The sequence below is a fragment of the Pseudomonas sp. QD4 genome, assembly GCF_049199125.1.
Lineage (GTDB): Bacteria > Pseudomonadota > Gammaproteobacteria > Pseudomonadales > Pseudomonadaceae > Aquipseudomonas.
In genome coordinates, this window is sequence record NZ_JBLZOM010000001.1 from 1,486,255 (window position 1) to 1,505,751 (window position 19,497).

General features: G+C 63.8%; 15 protein-coding genes. 9 read left to right on the forward strand and 6 right to left on the reverse strand.

Annotated elements, in window-relative coordinates; genetic code table 11:
* Positions 1-63 precede the first annotated feature (63 nt).
* The 4 genes from ACOZJV_RS06400 (at position 64) to ACOZJV_RS06415 (ending at position 7,132) form a co-directional block, all read left to right on the forward strand.
* Positions 64-3,285, forward strand: a complete 3,222-nt coding sequence (locus ACOZJV_RS06400) for an efflux RND transporter permease subunit (protein ID WP_421547121.1) — start codon at positions 64-66, stop codon at positions 3,283-3,285.
* Complete coding sequence (locus ACOZJV_RS06405; RefSeq protein WP_421547122.1) at positions 3,275-4,441, forward strand: efflux RND transporter periplasmic adaptor subunit; 1,167 nt, start codon at positions 3,275-3,277, stop codon at positions 4,439-4,441. Before ACOZJV_RS06400 ends, ACOZJV_RS06405 begins: the two co-directional genes overlap by 11 nt.
* Positions 4,425-5,840, forward strand: coding sequence for an efflux transporter outer membrane subunit (locus tag ACOZJV_RS06410; protein ID WP_421547123.1), 1,416 nt, complete (start codon positions 4,425-4,427; stop codon positions 5,838-5,840). The genes ACOZJV_RS06405 and ACOZJV_RS06410 overlap by 17 nt, the downstream gene beginning before the upstream one ends.
* Positions 5,841-6,850: 1,010 nt before the next feature.
* Positions 6,851-7,132, forward strand: coding sequence for a hypothetical protein (locus ACOZJV_RS06415; RefSeq protein WP_421547124.1), 282 nt, complete (start codon positions 6,851-6,853; stop codon positions 7,130-7,132).
* A 77-nt stretch (positions 7,133-7,209) separates the two neighbouring features.
* Here ACOZJV_RS06415 and ACOZJV_RS06420 read toward each other — a convergent pair whose 3' ends face one another.
* The 5 genes from ACOZJV_RS06420 to ACOZJV_RS06440 all read right to left on the reverse strand — a co-directional run bounded on the left by ACOZJV_RS06420 (position 7,210) and on the right by ACOZJV_RS06440 (position 12,613).
* On the reverse strand, positions 7,210-8,178 hold the full coding sequence (locus ACOZJV_RS06420) for an aliphatic sulfonate ABC transporter substrate-binding protein (RefSeq protein ID WP_421547125.1): 969 nt from the start codon (positions 8,176-8,178) through the stop codon (positions 7,210-7,212).
* Positions 8,179-8,287: 109 nt separating this feature from the next.
* On the reverse strand, positions 8,288-8,839 hold the full coding sequence (locus tag ACOZJV_RS06425) for a hypothetical protein (protein WP_421547126.1): 552 nt from the start codon (positions 8,837-8,839) through the stop codon (positions 8,288-8,290).
* Positions 8,840-8,975: 136 nt separating this feature from the next.
* Entirely contained in the window at positions 8,976-9,596 is a 621-nt protein-coding gene (locus tag ACOZJV_RS06430; RefSeq protein ID WP_421547127.1) for a hypothetical protein, read from the reverse strand.
* A gap of 157 nt (positions 9,597-9,753) precedes the next feature.
* A complete protein-coding gene (locus ACOZJV_RS06435) occupies positions 9,754-11,031 on the reverse strand; it encodes a Zn-dependent hydrolase (protein WP_201130596.1) in 1,278 nt (425 codons plus the stop codon).
* A 94-nt stretch (positions 11,032-11,125) separates the two neighbouring features.
* On the reverse strand, positions 11,126-12,613 hold the full coding sequence (locus ACOZJV_RS06440; protein WP_078471505.1) for an NCS1 family nucleobase:cation symporter-1: 1,488 nt from the start codon (positions 12,611-12,613) through the stop codon (positions 11,126-11,128).
* A 622-nt stretch (positions 12,614-13,235) separates the two neighbouring features.
* On the opposite strand from ACOZJV_RS06440, the gene hydA reads away from it, so the two are divergent.
* From hydA to preA, 3 genes are all read left to right on the forward strand, one after another.
* Complete coding sequence (hydA, locus tag ACOZJV_RS06445; RefSeq protein WP_201130594.1) at positions 13,236-14,675, forward strand: dihydropyrimidinase; 1,440 nt, start codon at positions 13,236-13,238, stop codon at positions 14,673-14,675.
* Between the two features lie 205 nt (positions 14,676-14,880).
* Positions 14,881-16,248, forward strand: coding sequence for an NAD(P)-dependent oxidoreductase (locus tag ACOZJV_RS06450; RefSeq protein ID WP_421547128.1), 1,368 nt, complete (start codon positions 14,881-14,883; stop codon positions 16,246-16,248).
* Positions 16,249-17,523 carry an NAD-dependent dihydropyrimidine dehydrogenase subunit PreA gene (gene preA / locus ACOZJV_RS06455; RefSeq protein ID WP_078471508.1) on the forward strand — a complete coding sequence of 425 codons (1,275 nt, stop codon included), beginning with the start codon at positions 16,249-16,251 and terminating at the stop codon, positions 17,521-17,523.
* Between the two features lie 213 nt (positions 17,524-17,736).
* Here the strand turns inward: preA and ACOZJV_RS06460 are convergent, their stop codons facing one another.
* Positions 17,737-18,357 carry a TetR/AcrR family transcriptional regulator gene (locus ACOZJV_RS06460; RefSeq protein WP_020300563.1) on the reverse strand — a complete coding sequence of 207 codons (621 nt, stop codon included), beginning with the start codon at positions 18,355-18,357 and terminating at the stop codon, positions 17,737-17,739.
* Positions 18,358-18,609: 252 nt separating this feature from the next.
* Between ACOZJV_RS06460 and ACOZJV_RS06465 the strand changes: the two genes are divergently transcribed.
* Together ACOZJV_RS06465 and copC are read left to right on the forward strand one after the other, a co-directional pair.
* Positions 18,610-19,050, forward strand: a complete 441-nt coding sequence (locus ACOZJV_RS06465) for a GNAT family N-acetyltransferase (RefSeq protein WP_421547129.1) — start codon at positions 18,610-18,612, stop codon at positions 19,048-19,050.
* Between the two features lie 81 nt (positions 19,051-19,131).
* A complete protein-coding gene (gene copC / locus ACOZJV_RS06470) occupies positions 19,132-19,497 on the forward strand; it encodes a copper homeostasis periplasmic binding protein CopC (RefSeq protein WP_201130591.1) in 366 nt (121 codons plus the stop codon).

Genomic DNA, 19,497 nt, shown 5'->3' on the forward strand with positions numbered 1-19,497 from the left:
GTGTTAGGTGGGTCGCCGCAGTCTGCCGAGGTTTGCAATCCCACTCCCTCGGAGGTTTTCGGCATGCTCGGGCTGGTCAAGACCGCACTGCTCAAGCCCTACACGTTTATCGTGCTGGCAATTTTCATCTGCATCATCGGGCCCATGGCGGCCCTGCGTACGCCCACCGATGTCTTCCCCGATATCGGCATCCCGGTAGTGGCGGTGGTCTGGCAGTACAACGGCCTGTCGCCCGAGGCCATGGCCGGGCGCGTGATCTACACCTACGAGCGCTCCCTGAGCACCACGGTCAACGACATCGAGCACATCGAATCCCAGTCCCTGCCGGGCATGGGTATCGTCAAGATCTTCTTCCAGCCCGGGGTGGATATCCGTACCGCCAATGCCCAGGTGACGGCGGTGTCACAAACCGTGCTCAAGCAGATGCCGCCGGGCATCACCCCGCCGCTGATCCTCAATTACAGCGCCTCGACGGTGCCGATCCTGCAAATGGCGTTTTCCAGCCCGACCCTGTCCGAGGCGAAGATCCGCGACCTGGTGCAGAACAATATCCGCCTGCCCCTCAGCTCCCTGCCCGGCCTGGCCATGCCCACGCCCATGGGCGGCAAGCAGCGCCAGATCACCCTCGACCTGGACCCCCAAGCCCTGGCGGCCAGAGGCCTGTCGGCGCAGGACGTGGGCAACGCCCTGGCGGCGCAGAACCAGATCATCCCGGTGGGCACCGCCAAACTGGGGAGCGATGAATACACGGTGCTGCTCAATAACAGCCCGCAAGCCATCGAGGAACTCAACGACCTGCCGATCAAGACCGTGGACGGCGCCCTGATCACCATCGGCCAGGTGGCCCACGTGCGCGACGGCTCGCCGCCGCAGACCAATATCGTGCGCGTGGATGGCCGGCGCGCCGTGCTGATGCCGGCCCTGAAGAATGGCAATATCTCCACCCTGTCGATTGTCGACGGCATTCGCGGGATGCTGCCGCGCATCAATGAAACCCTGCCGCCCTCGCTCAAGACTTCGCTGCTGGGGGACGCCTCGGTGTTCGTCAAACAGTCGGTGGGCAGCGTGGCCCAGGAAGGCATCATTGCCGCCCTGCTGACCAGCGCGATGATCCTGCTGTTTCTCGGCAGCTGGCGCTCGACCCTGATCATCGCCGCCTCGATTCCCCTGGCGGTGCTGGCGGCCATTGCCCTGCTGGCCCTCAGCGGCCAGACCCTGAATGTGATGACCCTGGGCGGCCTGGCCCTAGCGGTGGGGATCCTGGTGGACGATGCCACGGTGACCATCGAAAACATCAACTGGCACCTGGAACAGGGCAAGGCAGTCAAGGTGGCGATCCTCGACGGCGCCAGGCAGATCGTCGGCCCGGCCTTCGTCTCGCTGCTGTGCATCTGCATCGTTTTCGTACCGATGTTCCTGCTGCAAGGCATTGCCGGCTACCTGTTCCGGCCCATGGCCCTGGCGGTGATTTTCGCCATGGCCAGCTCGTTCATCCTCTCGCGGACCCTGGTGCCGACCCTGGCCATGTACCTGCTCAAGCCGCACACGCCGGAAGCAGGCCCCGGGCATCATCCGGAAGATGCTTTCATCAACCATCACGAAGGCGAGCAGCACGCCAAGCCGCGCAACGCCCTGGTGCGTGCCTTGCTGGCTTTCCAGCAGGGTTTCGAGCGGCGCTTCTCCAACGTGCGCGACACCTACCACGGCCTGCTGCACCTGGCCCTGGGCCGGCGCAAGACCTTCATCCTCGGCTTCCTCGCCTGTGTGCTGGCCTCGTTCGCCCTGTTGCCGAGCCTGGGCCAGGACTTCTTTCCGGCCACCGACGCCGGCGCCCTGGCGGTGCATGTGCGACTGCCCCTGGGCACGCGGATCGAGGAAAGCGCGGCGGCCTTCGACCGCATCGAAGCGCGGATCCGCGAAGTGATCCCGGCCGAGCAACTGGACAGCATCATCGACAACATCGGCATCCCTCTGAGCGGCATCGACATGGCCTACAGCAACAGCGGCACCATCGGCCCCCAGGACGGCGATATCCAGGTCACCCTCAAGCCCGGCCACGGCCCCACCGCCGACTACGTCAAACAGCTGCGCGAAGCCCTGCCGGAAAGCTTCCCCGGCAGCCACTTCGCCTTTTTGCCGGCGGACATCAGCAGCCAGATCCTCAACTTCGGCGCCCCGGCACCGCTGGACGTGAAAGTCTCCGGGCCCGACAACGCGGCCAATCGCGCCTTCGCCGTGGAACTGGAGCGGCGCCTGCAGCATGTGCCGGGCATTGCCGACCTGCGGATCCAGCAGTCCACCGGCTACCCGTCACTGCAAGTCAAGGTTGACCGCCTGCGGGCCAATGGCCTGGGGATCACCGAACGGGACGTGACCAACAGCATGGTGGCCTCCTTGGCCGGCAGTTCCCAGGTGGCGCCGACCTTCTGGCTCAACCCGAAAAATGGCGTGTCCTACTCCATCGTCGCCGCCACCCCGCAGTACCGCCTGGACAGCCTGCCGGCCCTGGAGGCGCTGCCGGTCACCGGCAGCAATGGCCAGTCGCAGATCCTCGGCGGCCTGGCGGATATCTCCCGGGTCGAGAGCCCGGCGGTGGTCAGCCACTACAACATCCAGCCGACCCTGGATCTGTATGCGAATGTCCAGGGCCGTGACCTCGGCGCCGTGGCCCATGACATGCAAAAGGTTCTGGACGACGCCGCCAGCCTGCGGCCCAAAGGTGCCACCGTCAGCCTGCACGGGCAGATCGACGCCCTGCACGAAGCCTTCAGCGGCCTGAGCCTGGGCCTGCTGGGGGCGGTGGTGCTGATCTACCTGCTGATCGTGGTCAACTTCCAGTCCTGGGTCGATCCGTTCGTGATCATCACCGCGCTGCCGGCGGCCCTGGCCGGGATCGTGTGGATGCTATTTCTCAGCGGCACCTCGTTGTCAGTGCCAGCCCTGACCGGCGCCATCCTGTGCATGGGGGTGGCCACCGCCAACTCGATCCTGGTGGTGAGCTTCTGCCGCGAGCGCCTGGCGGAGCACGGCGATGCCCTCAAGGCCGCCCTGGAAGCCGGCTACACGCGGTTTCGCCCGGTGTGCATGACCGCCCTGGCGATGATTATCGGCATGCTGCCCCTGGCCCTTTCCGAGGAACAGAACGCGCCCCTGGGCCGCGCGGTAATCGGCGGGCTGATCCTCGCCACCGTCGCCACCCTGATCTTTGTCCCCGTGGTCTTCAGCCTGGTCCACGGACGTCTCTCCCATCCCGCTGTTGCTGGAGAAAACACCCATGTCGCCTGAGCACACCCCTTCGCGCAAACGCCTGATGCTGCTGGGCATCGGCGGCCTGACCCTGGTCGCCCTGCTGGTGGCCAACGGTCTGGCCGCGCGCACCCGGCACGAGCAGGCCGTGACCGCCTGGACTGAAACCGCGGCTGTGCCGCAGGTGCTGGTATTGCAGCCGCAGCAGAATGTGCTCGGCGACACCCTGCGCCTGCCGGCGCACCTGGAAGCCTGGAGCAAGGCGCCGATCCACGCCCGGGTCAGCGGCTACCTGAAAGACTGGACCCAGGACATCGGAGCCAAGGTCACCGCCGGCCAGGTGCTGGCCCATATCGACAGCCCCGACCTGGACCAGCAAGTGGCTCAGACCCGGGCGCGGATGATCCAGGAACAGGCCAATGCGCGCCTGGCCCAGACCACCGCCGAGCGCTGGCAAAACCTCTTGGCCAGCCACTCGGTGTCGCGCCAGGAGGCCGATGAAAAGCGCTCCAATGCCGCAGCCGCCAAGGCCAACGCCGAGGCGGCCGGCGCCGACTATGCACGGCTTTCGGCACTGGAGGACTACAAGACCATCCGCGCACCGTTCGCCGGCACCATCACCGCGCGCCACACCGACATTGGCCAGTTGATCAAGGCCGACAACGACAGCGACCCGGAACTGTTCGACCTGGCCGACACCCACAAGCTGCGGCTGTATGTGCCGATCCCGCAGAACTACGCCAGCGTGATTCACCCCGGGCTGGTGGCCCAACTGACCGTGCCCGAGCACCCGGGCCAGCACTTCAGCGCACAACTGGTGGGCGACTCCACCGCCATCGATCCGCGCTCCGGCACCCTGCTGGCGCAGTTTGTCGCGGCCAACCCTGAAGGCGCCCTGATGCCCGGCGACTATGCCGAGGCGACCCTGGCGATCCCGGCCGACACCCATGGCGTCAGCATCCCGGCCAGCGCCCTGATCTTCCGCGCCGCGGGCACCCAGGTGGCGCTGATCGACAGCGCCCGGCACGTGCATCTGCGCAGCATCCATATCGGCCTCGACCTTGGGGAGCGCCTGGTGATCGACCAGGGCCTGACGCCCTTCGACCAGGTCATCGACAACCCGCCGGACGCCCTGCGTGAAGGCGATCTGGTGCAACTGGCGGACGCCGGAGGTACCCATGCGCCCAAGGCTTAAGCCCCTGGCTGTGCTGCTGTTGCTGGGGTTGCACGGCTGCTCGCTGGCGCCCCACTACCAGACGCCCACCGTCGACCTGCCGGCGCAGTTTCGCGAACAGACCGCGGACGGGCCCTGGCACCCGGCCCATGCGCCCCAGGCGCTGGCCGAACCCTGGTGGCGGCTGTACCAGGACCCGCGCCTGGACAACCTGCAGCAGCGCCTGCTCAAGGCCAACCCGGACCTCGCCGCCGCCCTCGCCCACTACGACGGCGCCCAGGCCTATGCCAGCCAACTGCATGCCGGATTGTTCCCGCAGATCAGCGCCAGTGCCCAACCCTTGCGCCAGCGTCAGTCCGACAGCCGACCGCTGCGGGGCAGCACCCAGCCGTCGATCTACAACAGCAACACGGCGGGGTTTTCCCTGAACTTCGACCTCGACCTGTGGGGGCGGATTCGCAATCAGGCCGCGGCCGGCGATGCCCAGGCCCAGGCCTCCGGCGATGACCTGGCGGCCGCGCGCCTGAGCCTGCAACAACAGTTGGCGAACCTCTATGTGCAGCTCGACGGCCTGGATGCCCAGAGCCGGATCTTGAGCAGCTCCCTCGAAGATTACGCCCAGGCCTTGCAACTGACCCGCGACCGCTACCAGGGGCAGATCGCCTCGGAACTGGACCTGACCCGGGCCCAGAGCCAACTGGCCAGCGCCGAGGCCGAACGGGACGAAGTGCGGGCGCAACGCAACCTCACCGAACACGCCATCGGTGAGCTGGTGGGCGAACCGGCCAGCACCTTCAGCCTCGCCCCCTCGTCACAATGGCTGAGCCTGCCGGCCATTCCCGCGCAACTGCCCAGCACCTTGTTGCAACGGCGGCCGGACATCGCGGCGGCAGAACGTCGGGTGTATGCGGCCAATGCCGGTATCGGCGTGGCGCGCGCGGCGTGGTACCCGGACTTCAGCCTGACCGGGCTGCTCGGTGGCCAGACCCAGGGCGTGGGGAATCTGCTGGCGGCGGGCAATCGTTACTGGGCGTTGGGGCCGTTGATCAACCTGCCGATCTTCGATGGCGGGCGGCTCAGCGCCAATGAGCGATTGGCCCATGCCGAGTTTGAAGAAGCGGCGGCTCATTACCGGAGCCGAGTGCTCGGGGCGGTGCGCGAGGTGGAGGACAACCTGGGACAATTGCGCGATTTGCGCCAGGAGGCGCTGGATCAGCAGGCGGCGGTCAATGCGGCCCAGCACACGCAGTTACTGGCCATGAACAGCTATCAAGCGGGGGCCGTCAGCTACCTGGATGTAGTGACAGCGCAGACCGCAGCCTTGCAGGCGCAACGGGGGTTGCAGGCGGTGCAAACGCGAGAGTTGCAGGCTAGCGTTGGATTGGTGGTGGCGTTGGGTGGCGGGTGGAAAAGCGGCTGAACCCAGCAGGGGTTATGTGTGCTGAGGAAGCTTTTTGTGGCGAGGGAGCTTGCTCCCGCCGGGCCGGGCTGGCGCTCCAGCGCGTAGCGGCCCCAAGACCTAGCGCCTCGGTTTTATGGGTGTACATATCCATTACTGCGGGCGTGGCGGCTATGGGTTCCGTTCTTACAGCGGGTCACTTTGGAACAGCCGGAATGCCGGCCCAGCCCAAAGTAACCAAAGGGCTCTTGCCCCACCACTCGGTGCCTCGCCTAGGCTCGGCATGCCCTCCGGCCGGCCTGGACTGGCACCTGCGCGTCCCCGCCCCTCCCCTAAATCACCGCGCCTTCACTGGCCAGCGCAGCCTGTGCCTCGGCAGCGGCCACAGGACTTGCCTGCCTTGCTTTTGCTTTTGCTTTTGCTTTGGCTGTTGACCTTGCTTTTGATCTTGATCCACCCGCCCCTTCGGCAGGCCGAGTGGAGGTGTTCATCAGGGGATTGGCGCGCAGCGCCCTTCGACGCAGTCGAAGACGTCGCTGGAAGCGATGCCCCCTGAGGGACGCCGGAACGAGGGAACCCGAGCGCAGCGAGTGGCCGTACGCTTGGGGCGAGACCTTTTGGGTACTTTTGGGGCGTTTGCCAAAAGTACCTCGCCGTAAGGGCGAAACCCTAAGCCGCCATCACCGCAGCAACGGATAAGCCCCCAAACCACCGGAAAGGCTAGGCCGACACAACCACTAAAACATCACGCCCAACACCCGGTTGCACCGCCCTGACAACCCCCCTATAGTTCGCCCTCGCGGCAAAATCCGCGAACGACCTTGGCCGGTCGAATATAGGAACGCATCAGCGTCCAAAACATCATTGCAGGCGCTTTTTTTGTGCCTGCAATTTTGTCTCATGGCGGCTGTGCGTGGGACACCTTCGGGTGTGCCGGTTTCCTATAGCCGGTCGGCCAACCCGCGTACAGTTGCCACCCTTAATTCGCTTGGCCGCGAAAGGTGGTAGCTCAATTTATAGGAGCTACACAGATGACTGACCATCACCCCTCCCATTTCACCCCCGTCGACACCCACGACACCGAACACCCAGTGTTCTACATCAACACCCAGGCCCCCCTGAGCGACCTCGCCAGCAGCGCCGCCCACCGCTTTACCGTAGTGCGCGACCTGATGGACAGCCTCTCCACCCTGCCATTAACAGACATCTCCGACTGCGACCTGACCCGCATCACCCGCAGCGTGCACCTGCTAACCCGGGAAGGTTGCGCAGTGCTGGAAATCATCCAATGGCGAGCAGCACAAGAAAGCTGACCCTCGACAAAAAAGCCCATCACCGCGCCTGTACCGGCCAGCGCAGCCGCCTACCTCGCCAGCGGCTACAGCACATATCAAAGCGCTTTAGGACTCCAGAGTTGCACCGCCCGCGCATCCACAGGCTTGGGCAAAAGTTTTTCCTGATAGAAAGCATCAGCAATTTTCTGCTGCTCACCCAAAGCATCAGGCTTCACCACTTCCACCTTGTAAGTGCGCCGACTGTTGGCCAACTCCACAGTCGGCGCATCAAGGTTGCCCCACAGCGGCCCCAGCAATTTCGCCGCGTCCGCCGGGTGCGCCTTGACCCAACTGCCGGTCTTCTGCAACTCGGCAAACACCTGGTTCAGCACCTCGGGATGGGCCTTGGCGTAATCATTGGAAGCCAGGTAATAGCGGCGATAACTGGCCAGGCCCTGGCCATCGTGCAGCACCCGCGCGCCCTGCTGGCGTTCGGCGCTGGCGACGAAGGGCTCCCAGGTGACCCAGGCGTCGACCTTGTGGGTCTCCAGGGCCGCGCGGCCATCGGCCGGAGTCAGGTACACCGGTTGAATATCGGCGAATGTCAGGCCAACGCTGCGCAGCGCCGCGATCAGCAGGTAATGGCTGCCCGCAGCCTTGGTCACCGCAATGCGCTTGCCCTTGAGTTCGGCCAGTGTCTTGAGGGTCGAGTCCTTGGGCACCACGATCGACTGCGCGGCCGGCGATGGGGTTTCGCTGGCGAAGTACGTGAGGTTGGCCCCCGCCGCCTGGGCGAATACCGGCACCGTGTCGGCAACGTCGGCGGAGATGTCGACGTTGCCCACGTTCAGCGATTCCGCCAGGGGTAAGCCGCTGGTGAACTCATGCCAGGTGACATTGACGCCCTGAGCCGCCAGTTGTTTTTCCAGGGTGCCCTGGGCCTTGAGCACCGCCAACAAGGTCGAGGATTTCTGGTAACCGATGCGCAGGTCGCTATCGGCCTGAGCATTGAGAGCCATGCCCAGCGCCAGGCCGGCCAGAGCGGTGATCGACAAACTACGACGCAAAGCAAAGGGCAGACGCATGGGGGCGGACCTTCTGGAGGACAGGAAAGTCGCTAAAAGCTAATCGATCTAACAAACGGAAAATAAATACTTTTTAAGAATTAGCTTAGGTTCGTGTGGCTGACGGGACCTAGCGATCACAGGGCGCCGAACCACCGTACTGAGTTTGCCGCAGGCAGAAGTAGCCATTTTTCTTCAGGGTCAGCGGAGCCACGGCACAGGGCAGCACCGCCTGATTGACCTCGATCGACACGCGCTCGCCCTGCAGCTCGTGCGCGTCCAGCCGGAGCTCGCAGCTGCCGGCCTGGTCGCCGCCCAAGTAGCCGATGGTGTTGATCACCCGGTTGTCCAACTTGATCACCAAGGGGTTCTGCGCCGCCGAACACGCGGTGATGCTGGGGTAACTGGCCTTGATGCGCAGATGGTTGTCATCGCCGGTGGCCGCAGGGACCAGGGGAATGAACAGCAGCGACATCAGATGGTGGGACGGCGCGGACGTCACCTTCACATAGAGCGGCTCGGGCCCGCAGGCCAGCTTGAACGAAGTGCCCTCGTTGTACTTGCCGGTGCTCGCGTCCTGCCAACCGCCGAGGCTGTCGGCCTTCCAGTCGTGGCCCCATTTGTAATCGATACAGCCACTCAGGCTCAGGGCCAGGGTCAGCCAAAGCGCCATCCTGTGCATAGTCGGCATCCAGTGCGGGAAATTTTGCCAGTGTACGGCAACCTGAAATATGTCGCCGCTGCCGATAGCCACGGATTGTTGAGGGCCTCGCGAGTTCGGCAGCGGCTACAGGTCAACCAACTGACACACCAAGGCGCTAATCATCACACCTTGGCGAGCCACCGAATTTCGTATTGCGCACGCAGAAATAGCGGCTCTTCTTCAGGGTTGCCGGGGCCACGGCGCAGGGCAGCACGGCGTGATTGACCTCGATCGACAACCGTTCACCCTGCGTCTCTTGCGGCAATATCAGGGCACACCGGTTATCACCGTACCCGGGTTCCAAGCGGATATCGCGAACCACACGGTTGTCCATCTTCAGGACCAAGGGGCTTTGTGTGAGCGAAGTGCAGGCTTTCAAATCAGGGTGCGTAACGCTGATTTGTACACGGTCGTCGCTGCTTGAGTTGGGAAGAAAGGGGATCATAAATATCGCGAAGATCAACCCTGAATCATTACGCCGCACGGATACGAGCAAAGGGCTGGATCCGCAGGATGCCTTGAGTGTGGCGCTTTCATCCGTATTCGGTAGGGTCGAGTCGGTCCAGCCGCCCGGCTGCTCGACTTTCCAACTGTGTCCCCACTTGTAATCAGTACAGCCACCCAGGCTCAACACCAGGGCAAACCCGATCGCCATCCTGCGCATATTCGGCATCCATTGCGAAAAATTTTGCCAGTGTACGGCAACCTGAAATATGTCGTCGCTGCCCGTCGCCATGGGCAGTGTTCGGAGGCTGGATTTCAGCGATTGAGGGCCAGCGCAGCCTTACGCGCTCGGCAGCGGCTACAGGTGAGTGCTGTAGCCGCTGCCGAAGGCTGCGCTGGCCATTGGCGGCGCCGTGGTGGGTCGGACGCCGTTGAGTGGTTGCATGGCGCTAGCCGCGGGTGCCGGCGATGGTGGCGGAGGCCGCCAGCATCGCGCGCAGCAGCACGGCGCAGCCGGCCGCAAGGTCATCAGGGGCAGCGTTTTCGATTTCGTTGTGGCTGATGCCGCCTTCGCAGGGCACGAAGATCATCCCCGCCGGACCCAGTTCGGCGACGAAGATCGCGTCGTGCCCGGCACCGCTGACGATGTCCATATGGGACAGGCCCAAGCCCTGGGCCGCGCCGCGTACCGCTTCGATGCAGTCCGGGTTGAAGTACAGCGGCGGGAAGTCGGCGGTGGGCGTCAGTTCAAAGCTCAGGCCATGCTCCTCGCAGGTGCTGTCGATCACTTGCCGCACCTGGTCGATCATCGAGTCCAGGCGCGCCGGTTCCAGGTGGCGGAAATCCAGGGTCATGCGCACCTCACCCGGGATCACGTTGCGCGAGCCGGGATAGGCTTGCAGGCAACCGACGGTGCCGCAGGCATGAGGTTGGTGCCCCAGGGCTGCGCGGTTGACGGCCGCAACCACCGCCGCCGCGCCGACCAGGGCGTCCTTGCGCAGGTGCATCGGGGTCGGTCCGGCGTGGGCTTCCACCCCGCGCAGCTTGAGGTCGAACCACTTCTGGCCGAGGGCGCCCATGACCACGCCGATGGTCTTGCGCTCGTCCTCGAGGATCGGCCCCTGCTCAATATGGGCCTCGAAATAGGCGCCCACCGGGTGCCCGCTGACCTTGCGCTGGCCGGCGTAGCCGATTGCGTTCAGGGCCTCACCGACGCTGACCCCGTCGACGTCGGTCTTGGCCAGGGTGTCCTCCAGGGTGAATTTCTCGGCGAACACCCCGGACCCCATCATGCACGGCGGGAAGCGCGAGCCTTCTTCGTTGGTCCACACCACCACTTCCAGCGGTGCCTCGGTTTCCAGCTTGAGGTCGTTGAGGGTGCGCAGCACTTCCACCCCGGCCAGCACACCGAAGCAGCCGTCGAACTTGCCGCCGGTGGGCTGGGTGTCGATATGGCTGCCGGTCATCACCGGGGGCAGCCCCGGGTTACGCCCGGGACGGCGGGCGAAGATGTTGCCGATGCCGTCCACCGTGACCGTGCAACCGGCCTCCTCGCACCATTTCACGAACAGGTCCCGGGCCTGGCGATCGAGGTCGGTCAGGGCCAGGCGACAGACCCCGCCCTTGACCGTGGCCCCGAGCCTGGCCAGTTCCATGAGCGACTGCCACAGGCGGTCGCGGTTGATGTGCTGATGGCTGGATTGCAGAACGTCGACGGCAGCGTTCATGGTGATCTCCTCAGGCTTTTTTCTGATTGTGTGGGGCGACCCGAACCCGGGCCGCCTGGGCTTCATGCATCACCGCGAGCCAACAGGTGCAGGCTCAAACCGGGGTCTTGGCGGCCACCACCTGGGCATTGCGCAGGCTGCACAGGCCGTAGTAGAGGATGCCGCCCAGGGCCGAACCGGTGAACCAGCCGTAGCTGTAGAACCAGCTGAATGCGTCGCTGCCCAGGGACAGCAGGGTCAGCACCACCGGCACGGCAAAGGCGATAAACCCGTTCCAGTTCCAGGCCGGGTACACGTCATCGCGGTACAGGCCGGCCAGGTCCAGGCGTTGTTTCTTGATGATGAAATAGTCCACCACCATGATCCCGGCAATCGGCCCCAGCAGGCTGGAATAGCCCAGCAGCCAATTGGAGTACACGGTTTCCAGACTGACGTCGGAGATCAGCAGGCCCAGCTTTTTCAGCAGTTCATGGGCCATCAGGGCCAGGCCCACCAGGCCGGTGAGCAGCACCGCCTTGGTGCGCCCGATCAGCTTCGGCGCCAGGTTCTGGAAGTCATTAGTCGGCGAGACGATGTTGGCCGCGGTGTTGGTGGACAAGGTGGCGATGATGATCAGCGCCATGGCCAGGGCCACCCAGCCCGGGCTCTGGATATGGCCGATCAGGCTCACCGGATCGGACACGGTCACGCCCACCAGTTTCACCGAGGCGGCGGTCATCACCACGCCCAGGGCGGCGAACAGGAACATGGTCAGCGGCAGGCCGAAAATCTGCCCGAGGATCTGGTCTTTCTGGCTTTTGGCGTAGCGGCTGAAGTCGGGAATGTTCAGCGACAGCGTGGCCCAGAACCCGACCATCGCCGTGAGCCCGGCCATGAAGTAACTGGTGACGCTGGCGCCTTCGGGACGCTTGGGCGGGATCGCCAGCAATTCGCTCAACGACACATTGGGCAGGGCCCACACCAGCAGGCCGATGCCCACCGCCACCAGCAGTGGCGCGGACAGGGTTTCCAGCCACTTGATCGACTCGGCCCCGCGCAGCACCACCCACAGGTTGAGGGTCCAGAAAATCATGAAGCCGATCACCTCGCCGGTGCCGCCCAGGGCCTTCCAGCCTTCGAAGATCGACCCCAGGAACAGGTGGATCGCCAACCCGCCGAACATGGTCTGGATGCCGAACCAGCCGCAGGCCACCAGGGCCCGGATCAGGCATGGCACGTTGGAGCCGATGATGCCGAACGACGAGCGCAGCAACACCGGGAACGGAATGCCGTACTTGGTGCCGGCGAAGGCGTTGAGGGTCAGGGGGATCAGCACGATGATGTTGGCCAGCAGGATCGCCAGCAGTGCCTCGCCGACGCTGAGGCCGAAATAGGCGGTCAGTACCCCGCCCAGGGTGTAGGTCGGCACGCAGATCGACATGCCGATCCACAGCGCGGTGATGTGCCATTTGTTCCAGGTGCGTTCATGGACCTTGGTCGGGGCGATGTCGTGGTTATAACGGGGGCTGTCGAGTACGTCGCTGCCGGCGTCCAGCTCATACAAGCCTGCGCGCTCGGTCACTTGGGATCTGTTCTGTTGCATGGCCGCTCCACTGTTCTTTTGATTATTTTTGCTCATCAGGCAGCTGGCGGACGGGACCGCAAGCCGGACGATGGCCGGAGAACTTACGACTTTTAGCGACCGGCCAACCTGTCAGCGGCGGCACTCAATAAGCGTGCCGGATTGTCCATTGACGGTGTTTGGCGACCGTTAAAATCCATGTAAACAACTGATGTTCATCAGTTTTATTCTTATTAACTATCACGTCCCGGGTACTTGCCTGTTCACTCAGGCTAACTGTTCGGCAAGTTGACCGCAGCGTCAGGACTCAAACTGGTGCACTGAAACTTATTGCACACTTTTGTTCAGGCCATAAGCCCCCTTCAAGCAGCTGATTTCACATAGGAAATCTTGACCATATTTCGATCCTGTCAAGTGCGTCAAAATGGTGAGGGGCTGCACCATTTTGCAGTTATTTGAATTTATTCGTTTAATTTCAATAACTTAATAGTGATATAAGCTTATAAAAAATAATCTTGCTCATTCCAGGAACACCAGCTAGTTTCTATTCCTGACACCGCTGACAGGAATAAACTTGCGCAGCACGGTCGATATAAAACACTTAGAACCGACATAAGTCGGTCATGCCTGCGAGGAACTCGGAATGTCTCTGTTGATCCGTGGCGCCACCGTTATTACCCATGATGAAAGTTATAAAGCCGATGTCTTGTGCGCCGACGGCGTGATCAAGGCCATCGGTAATAACCTGGATATTCCCGCCGGCGTCGACGTGCTCGACGGCAGCGGCCAATACTTGATGCCCGGCGGCATCGACCCCCACACCCACATGCAATTGCCCTTTATGGGCACCGTGGCCAGCGAAGACTTTTTCAGCGGCACGGCGGCGGGTCTGGCGGGGGGTACCACTTCGATCATCGACTTCGTGATTCCCAACCCCCAGCAGTCGTTGCTCGAAGCGTTCCATCAGTGGCGTGGCTGGGCCGAGAAGTCGGCATCCGACTACGGGTTTCACGTGGCCATTACCTGGTGGAGCGAACAGGTGCGCGAAGAAATGGCTGAGTTGGTGAGCCGGCACGGGGTCAACAGCTTCAAGCATTTCATGGCTTACAAGAACGCGATCATGGCTGCCGACGACACCCTGGTGGCGAGCTTCGAACGCTGCCTGGAACTGGGTGCGGTACCCACCGTGCATGCCGAGAACGGCGAGCTGGTGTATCACCTGCAACGCAAGCTGATGGCCCAGGGCATTACCGGCCCGGAAGCGCACCCGCTGTCGCGGCCCTCGCAGGTCGAAGGCGAAGCCGCCAGCCGCGCCATTCGCATCGCCGAAACCCTGGGCACGCCGCTGTACCTGGTGCACGTTTCGACCAAGGAAGCCCTCGACGAGATCACCTATGCCCGCAGCAAAGGCCAGCCGGTCTACGGTGAAGTGCTGGCCGGGCACCTGTTGCTCGACGACAGCGTGTACCGGCACCCAGACTGGCAGACCGCTGCCGGCTACGTGATGAGCCCGCCCTTCCGCCCTCGCGGCCACCAGGAGGCGCTGTGGCATGGGCTGCAATCGGGCAACCTGCATACCACCGCCACCGACCACTGCTGCTTCTGCGCCGAACAAAAGGCCGCCGGGCGCGACGACTTCAGCAAGATCCCCAACGGCACCGCCGGTATCGAAGACCGCATGGCCGTGCTCTGGGACGAAGGGGTCAATACCGGCCGCCTGTCGATGCAGGACTTTGTGGCCCTGACCTCCACCAACACCGCGAAAATCTTCAACCTCTACCCACGCAAGGGCGCGATCCGTGTCGGTGCCGATGCCGACCTGGTGCTCTGGGACCCGCAAGGCACCCGCACCATTTCCGCCAAGACCCACCACCAGCAGGTCGACTTCAACATCTTCGAAGGCAAGACCGTGCGCGGCGTGCCGAGCCACACCATCAGCCAGGGCAAGTTGCTGTGGGTCGACGGCGATCTGCGGGCCGAACGCGGCGCCGGGCGCTACGTGGAACGCCCACCCTACCCGGCGGTGTTCGACCTGTTGAGCAAGCGCGCCGAAGCCAGCAAGGCGACGGCCGTAGAGCGCTGAGGTCGCGCTGTGGTGGGGGGCCGTTGCTATTGCGGTTGCCGCGCAACCGAGCGGGAGCAAGCTCCCTCGCCACGGCGGCGCCCTCGCCACGATGAACGCGCTGACTACAGTGCGTTCGCCGGCCACTAAAAGCGTCTTTGCCACAGCGCTGTGAAAAAACAATGCCCGTCAGAGGCAATCGAGAAAAAACCGTGAGGCCTTAACCGTGATCAAGACCTTGAACCACTTGCCCCACCCCATCGCAGACAACGCCACCCTGGCCAGTCATTTCACCGACCTGGCGCCGCCGCTGAACGCGCGCCAGGCCCATCTGGAGGCGTCGCGCTGCCTGTATTGCTACGACGCACCTTGCGTCAATGCGTGCCCCAGCGAGATCGATATCCCGTCGTTCATCCGCAATATCCACACCGATAACGTCCAGGGTGCGGCGCAGAAAATCCTCTCGGCCAATATCCTCGGCGGCAGCTGCGCCCGGGTCTGCCCGACGGAAATCCTCTGCCAGCAGGCCTGCGTGCGCAACAACGCCCAGGAGTGCGCGCCGGTGCTGATCGGCCTGCTGCAACGCTATGCCGTGGACAACGCGCACTTCAGCCAGCACCCGTTCCAGCGCGCCGCGTCTACCGGCAAGCGCATTGCCGTGGTCGGCGCCGGCCCGGCGGGTCTGGCCTGCGCCCACCGCAGCGCCCTGCATGGGCACGAGGTGGTGATTTTCGAGGCCCGGGAAAAAGCCGGTGGCCTCAATGAATACGGAATCGCCAAATACAAGCTGGTGGATGACTTTGCCCAGCAGGAGCTGGAGTTTTTGCTGGGCATCGGCGGCATCGAAATCCGCCATGGGCACACGCTCGGTGACAACCTGAGCCTGACCGAGCTGCACCAGCAGTTCGACTCGGTGTTTCTCGGCCTGGGCCTGGCCGCCAGCAAACAGCTGGGGCTGGCCCATGAAGACGCGCCAGGCATGCTCGCCGCCACCGACTACATCCGCGAATTGCGCCAGGCCGATGACCTCGGCCAATTGCCGGTGGCTGACCGCTGCATCGTGCTCGGCGCCGGCAACACCGCCATCGATATGGCGGTGCAGATGGCGCGCCTCGGCGCGCGGGATGTGAACCTGGTGTATCGCCGTGGCCTCGAGGAAATGGGCGCCACCGAACACGAGCAGGACATCGCCAAGGCCAATCAGGTGCGTCTGCTGACCTGGGCCGCGCCGCAGGAGGTGCTGCTGGATGAACAGGGGCAAGTACGCGGCATGCGCTTCGCCCGTACCCGACTGGTGGAGGGCCGGTTGCAGACCACCGGCGAGACCTTTGAACTGGCCGCCGACGGGATTTTCAAGGCCATCGGCCAGGCCTTCGACGGCGCAGCCCTGAGCGACCCGCTGGCCCGGGAACTGAAGCGCGCGGGCGAGCGCATCCAGGTCGACGCCCAACTGCGCACCAGCATCCCCGGGGTCTATGCCGGCGGCGACTGCGTCAGCCTCGGCCAGGACCTCACCGTGCAGGCGGTGCAACACGGCAAGCTGGCCGCAGAAGCCATGCATGCCCAACTCATGCTCAATGTGGAGGCTGCGTAAATGGCCGATCTCTCGATTGTCTTCGCCGGCATCAAAGCCCCCAACCCATTCTGGCTGGCCTCGGCGCCCCCCACCGACAAGGCCTATAACGTGGTGCGCGCGTTCGAAGCCGGCTGGGGTGGCGTGGTCTGGAAAACCCTCGGGGAAGACCCGGCGGCGGTCAACGTCTCGTCGCGCTACTCGGCGCATTTCGGGCCCAACCGCGAGGTGATGGGCATCAACAATATCGAGCTGATCACTGACCGTTCCCTGGAAATCAACCTGCGGGAAATCACCCAGGTGAAAAAGGACTGGCCGGACCGGGCGCTGATTGTGTCGCTGATGGTGCCCTGCGTTGAAGAGTCGTGGAAACACATCCTGCCCCTGGTGGAGGCTACCGGCGCCGATGGCATCGAGCTGAATTTCGGCTGCCCCCACGGCATGCCGGAACGGGGCATGGGCGCGGCCGTGGGCCAGGTGCCGGAATACGTCGAGCAGGTGACCCGCTGGTGCAAGACCTATTGCTCGCTGCCGGTGATCGTCAAGCTCACGCCGAACATCACTGACATCCGACTCGCGGCGCGGGCGGCCCACCGTGGAGGAGCGGATGCGGTGTCGTTGATCAACACCATCAACTCCATCACCAGCGTCGACCTGGAACGCATGGTGGCCCACCCCATGGTCGGCAGCCAGAGCACCCACGGCGGCTATTGCGGTTCGGCGGTCAAGCCGATTGCGCTGAACATGGTCGCGGAAATTGCCCGTGACCCGCAGACCCGGGGGCTGCCGATCTGCGGCATTGGCGGCATTGGCAACTGGCGCGATGCGGCGGAATTTGTGGCCCTGGGCTGCGGGGCGGTGCAGGTGTGCACCGCGGCGATGCTGCATGGGTTTCGGATTGTCGAAGAGATGAAGGACGGACTGTCGCGGTGGATGGACAGCCAGGGCTACAGCAGCCTGCAGGAGTTCTCGGGCAAGGCCGTGGGCAACACCACTGACTGGAAGTACCTGGATATCAACTACCAGGTGATCGCCAAGATCGACCAGGCGGCGTGCATCGGTTGCGGGCGCTGCCACATCGCCTGCGAAGACACCTCGCACCAGGCCATCGCCAGCATCCGGCAGGCGGACGGCACCCATAAATATGAAGTGATCGACGACGAATGCGTGGGCTGCAACCTGTGCCAGATCACCTGCCCGGTGCAGGACTGCATCGAAATGGCCCCCCAGGAAACCGGCAAACCCTTCCTCGACTGGCTGCATGACCCGCGCAACCCGTATTGCGAAGCGGTGTGAGTATGCCAGCCTGAATCCACCTGACCCTCCACAGCGCCCACGCCGGCCAGTGCAACCTCGCAAGCTCGGCAGCGGCTACAACTGTAGCCGCTGCCGGAGGCTCGGGCCGCGTTCGGACGCTGGGCGTCAAAACCGTCCGACATCCACCTGATACTCCACGGCGCTCACACCGGCCAGCGCAACCTCGCGGGCTCGGCAGCGGCTACGGAGGCTTCAGGGTTCCAGGCCGATGCCGCGCAGGATGACGCTGGTGACGGTTTGCAGGGCGCGTTCGAATTGCATGTCGGAGAGTGGCTGGTGATCGTTGAGGATCATCACCTGGTGGTCGAAGTCGGCGTAGTGCTGGGTCGAGGCCCAGATCATGTACAGCAGGCTTGAAGGCTCCACCGGCAGGATGCGTTTGTCTTCGACCCACTGGCGGATTTTCGCTTCTTTCATTTTTGCCCAGTCATACAGGCTGGCATCCAGCGCTTCGCCGAGGGTCGGTGCGCCGTGGATGATTTCGTTGGCCCAGACTTTCGATCCGTAGGGCCGACTGCGGGAGTGGTTCATCTTGGCGCGGATGTAGCTGCTGAGGACCACCCGCGGGTCATCGAACATCTCGAAGCACAGGGCATCCTGTTTCCACACCTCCAGCAGGTCGAACAGCACTGCGCTGTACAGCTCGCTCTTGGTGCTGAAGTAGTAATGCAGGTTGGAGCGCGGCAGTTGCACCTCTTCGGCGATGTCGGCCATGGCCGTGCCGCCATAGCCCTTTTCAGCGAAGACTTTCTCGGCGGCGAGGAGGATTTTTTCAACGTTACTGCGGCGGATTTCGATCTTGTGATTGCCCATGAGGGCTCCCTGAAGACAACGTGGCTCAAGACTAGCATCCGCTCCAGAGCGGGGCGAGGTCTGCTCGGCCACGCAGCCGCCCCTCTCGCCACAACAGGCGAGATTGGGTAGGATCGCCCTCCCATTCATTGGCAGACGCTGCCGCAGTGCCCCGTCCAGACGTTAATTCGCGACCCGGGCACCCGCTCCTTCTGCACGAATGCCGGCCCTGCCCTGTCGCCGGCCATCTGTCCTGTTACCGATGGAACACTCATGACTATCCGCCCACGCAACGCTGCCGACGACCAGCCGCTTGCCGACCTGTGGCAGCGTTCGGTACGCGCCACCCACGACTTCCTCAGCGAAGACGATATCCAGTTGCTCTACCCCCTGGTGCGCGACGCCTACCTGCCAGCCCTCAAGACCTGGCTCTGGCAACACCCCGATGGCAGCCCGGGTGGTTTTATCGCCACCGCGGGTGACAAGGTGGAGATGCTGTTTATCGAACCGGCACAACGCGGCCAGGGCATCGGCCGCCAGTTGCTGGATTACGTGCGCGCCCGGCACCCGAGCCTCAGTGTCGACGTCAACCAGCAGAACCCCCAGGCTCACGGCTTTTATCGGCACTACGGTTTCGAAGAGATCGGCTGCTCGCCGACCGATGGCGAGGGCCGGCCCTTTCCGATCATCCATATGCGCCTGGCGCAGCGTTGAAAATCCACTGGCCGGCGTTTCATTCGCCGGCCGCTTCGTGCTCTATTGAGCACCCGTCGTCTTCCTCGAAGGTATCCCACGATGCTCCTGAAAAAACTCCTCACCACCAGCGCCCTGCTGGCTTCCCTGTTGGCCGCTTCCTCGGTGTTCGCCCACGCCCATCTACAAGCCAGCACCCCGGCCGCTGATAGTGTGGTGACGTCACCGCAGGCCTTGCGCCTGGTGTTCTCCGAAGGCGTCGAGGCCAGCTTCACCCAGGTCAGCCTGAGCCGGGACGGCGCGCCGGTGGCGCTCAATGGCCTGGCCACCGAAGGCGCGGACAAGAAGACCCTGGTGGTGACCCCGGCCGCCCCGCTGGCGGCAGGCACCTACAAGGTCGACTGGCACGCAGTGTCGGTCGACACCCATAAAAGCGCAGGCAGCTACAGCTTCAAGGTCGGTCAGTAA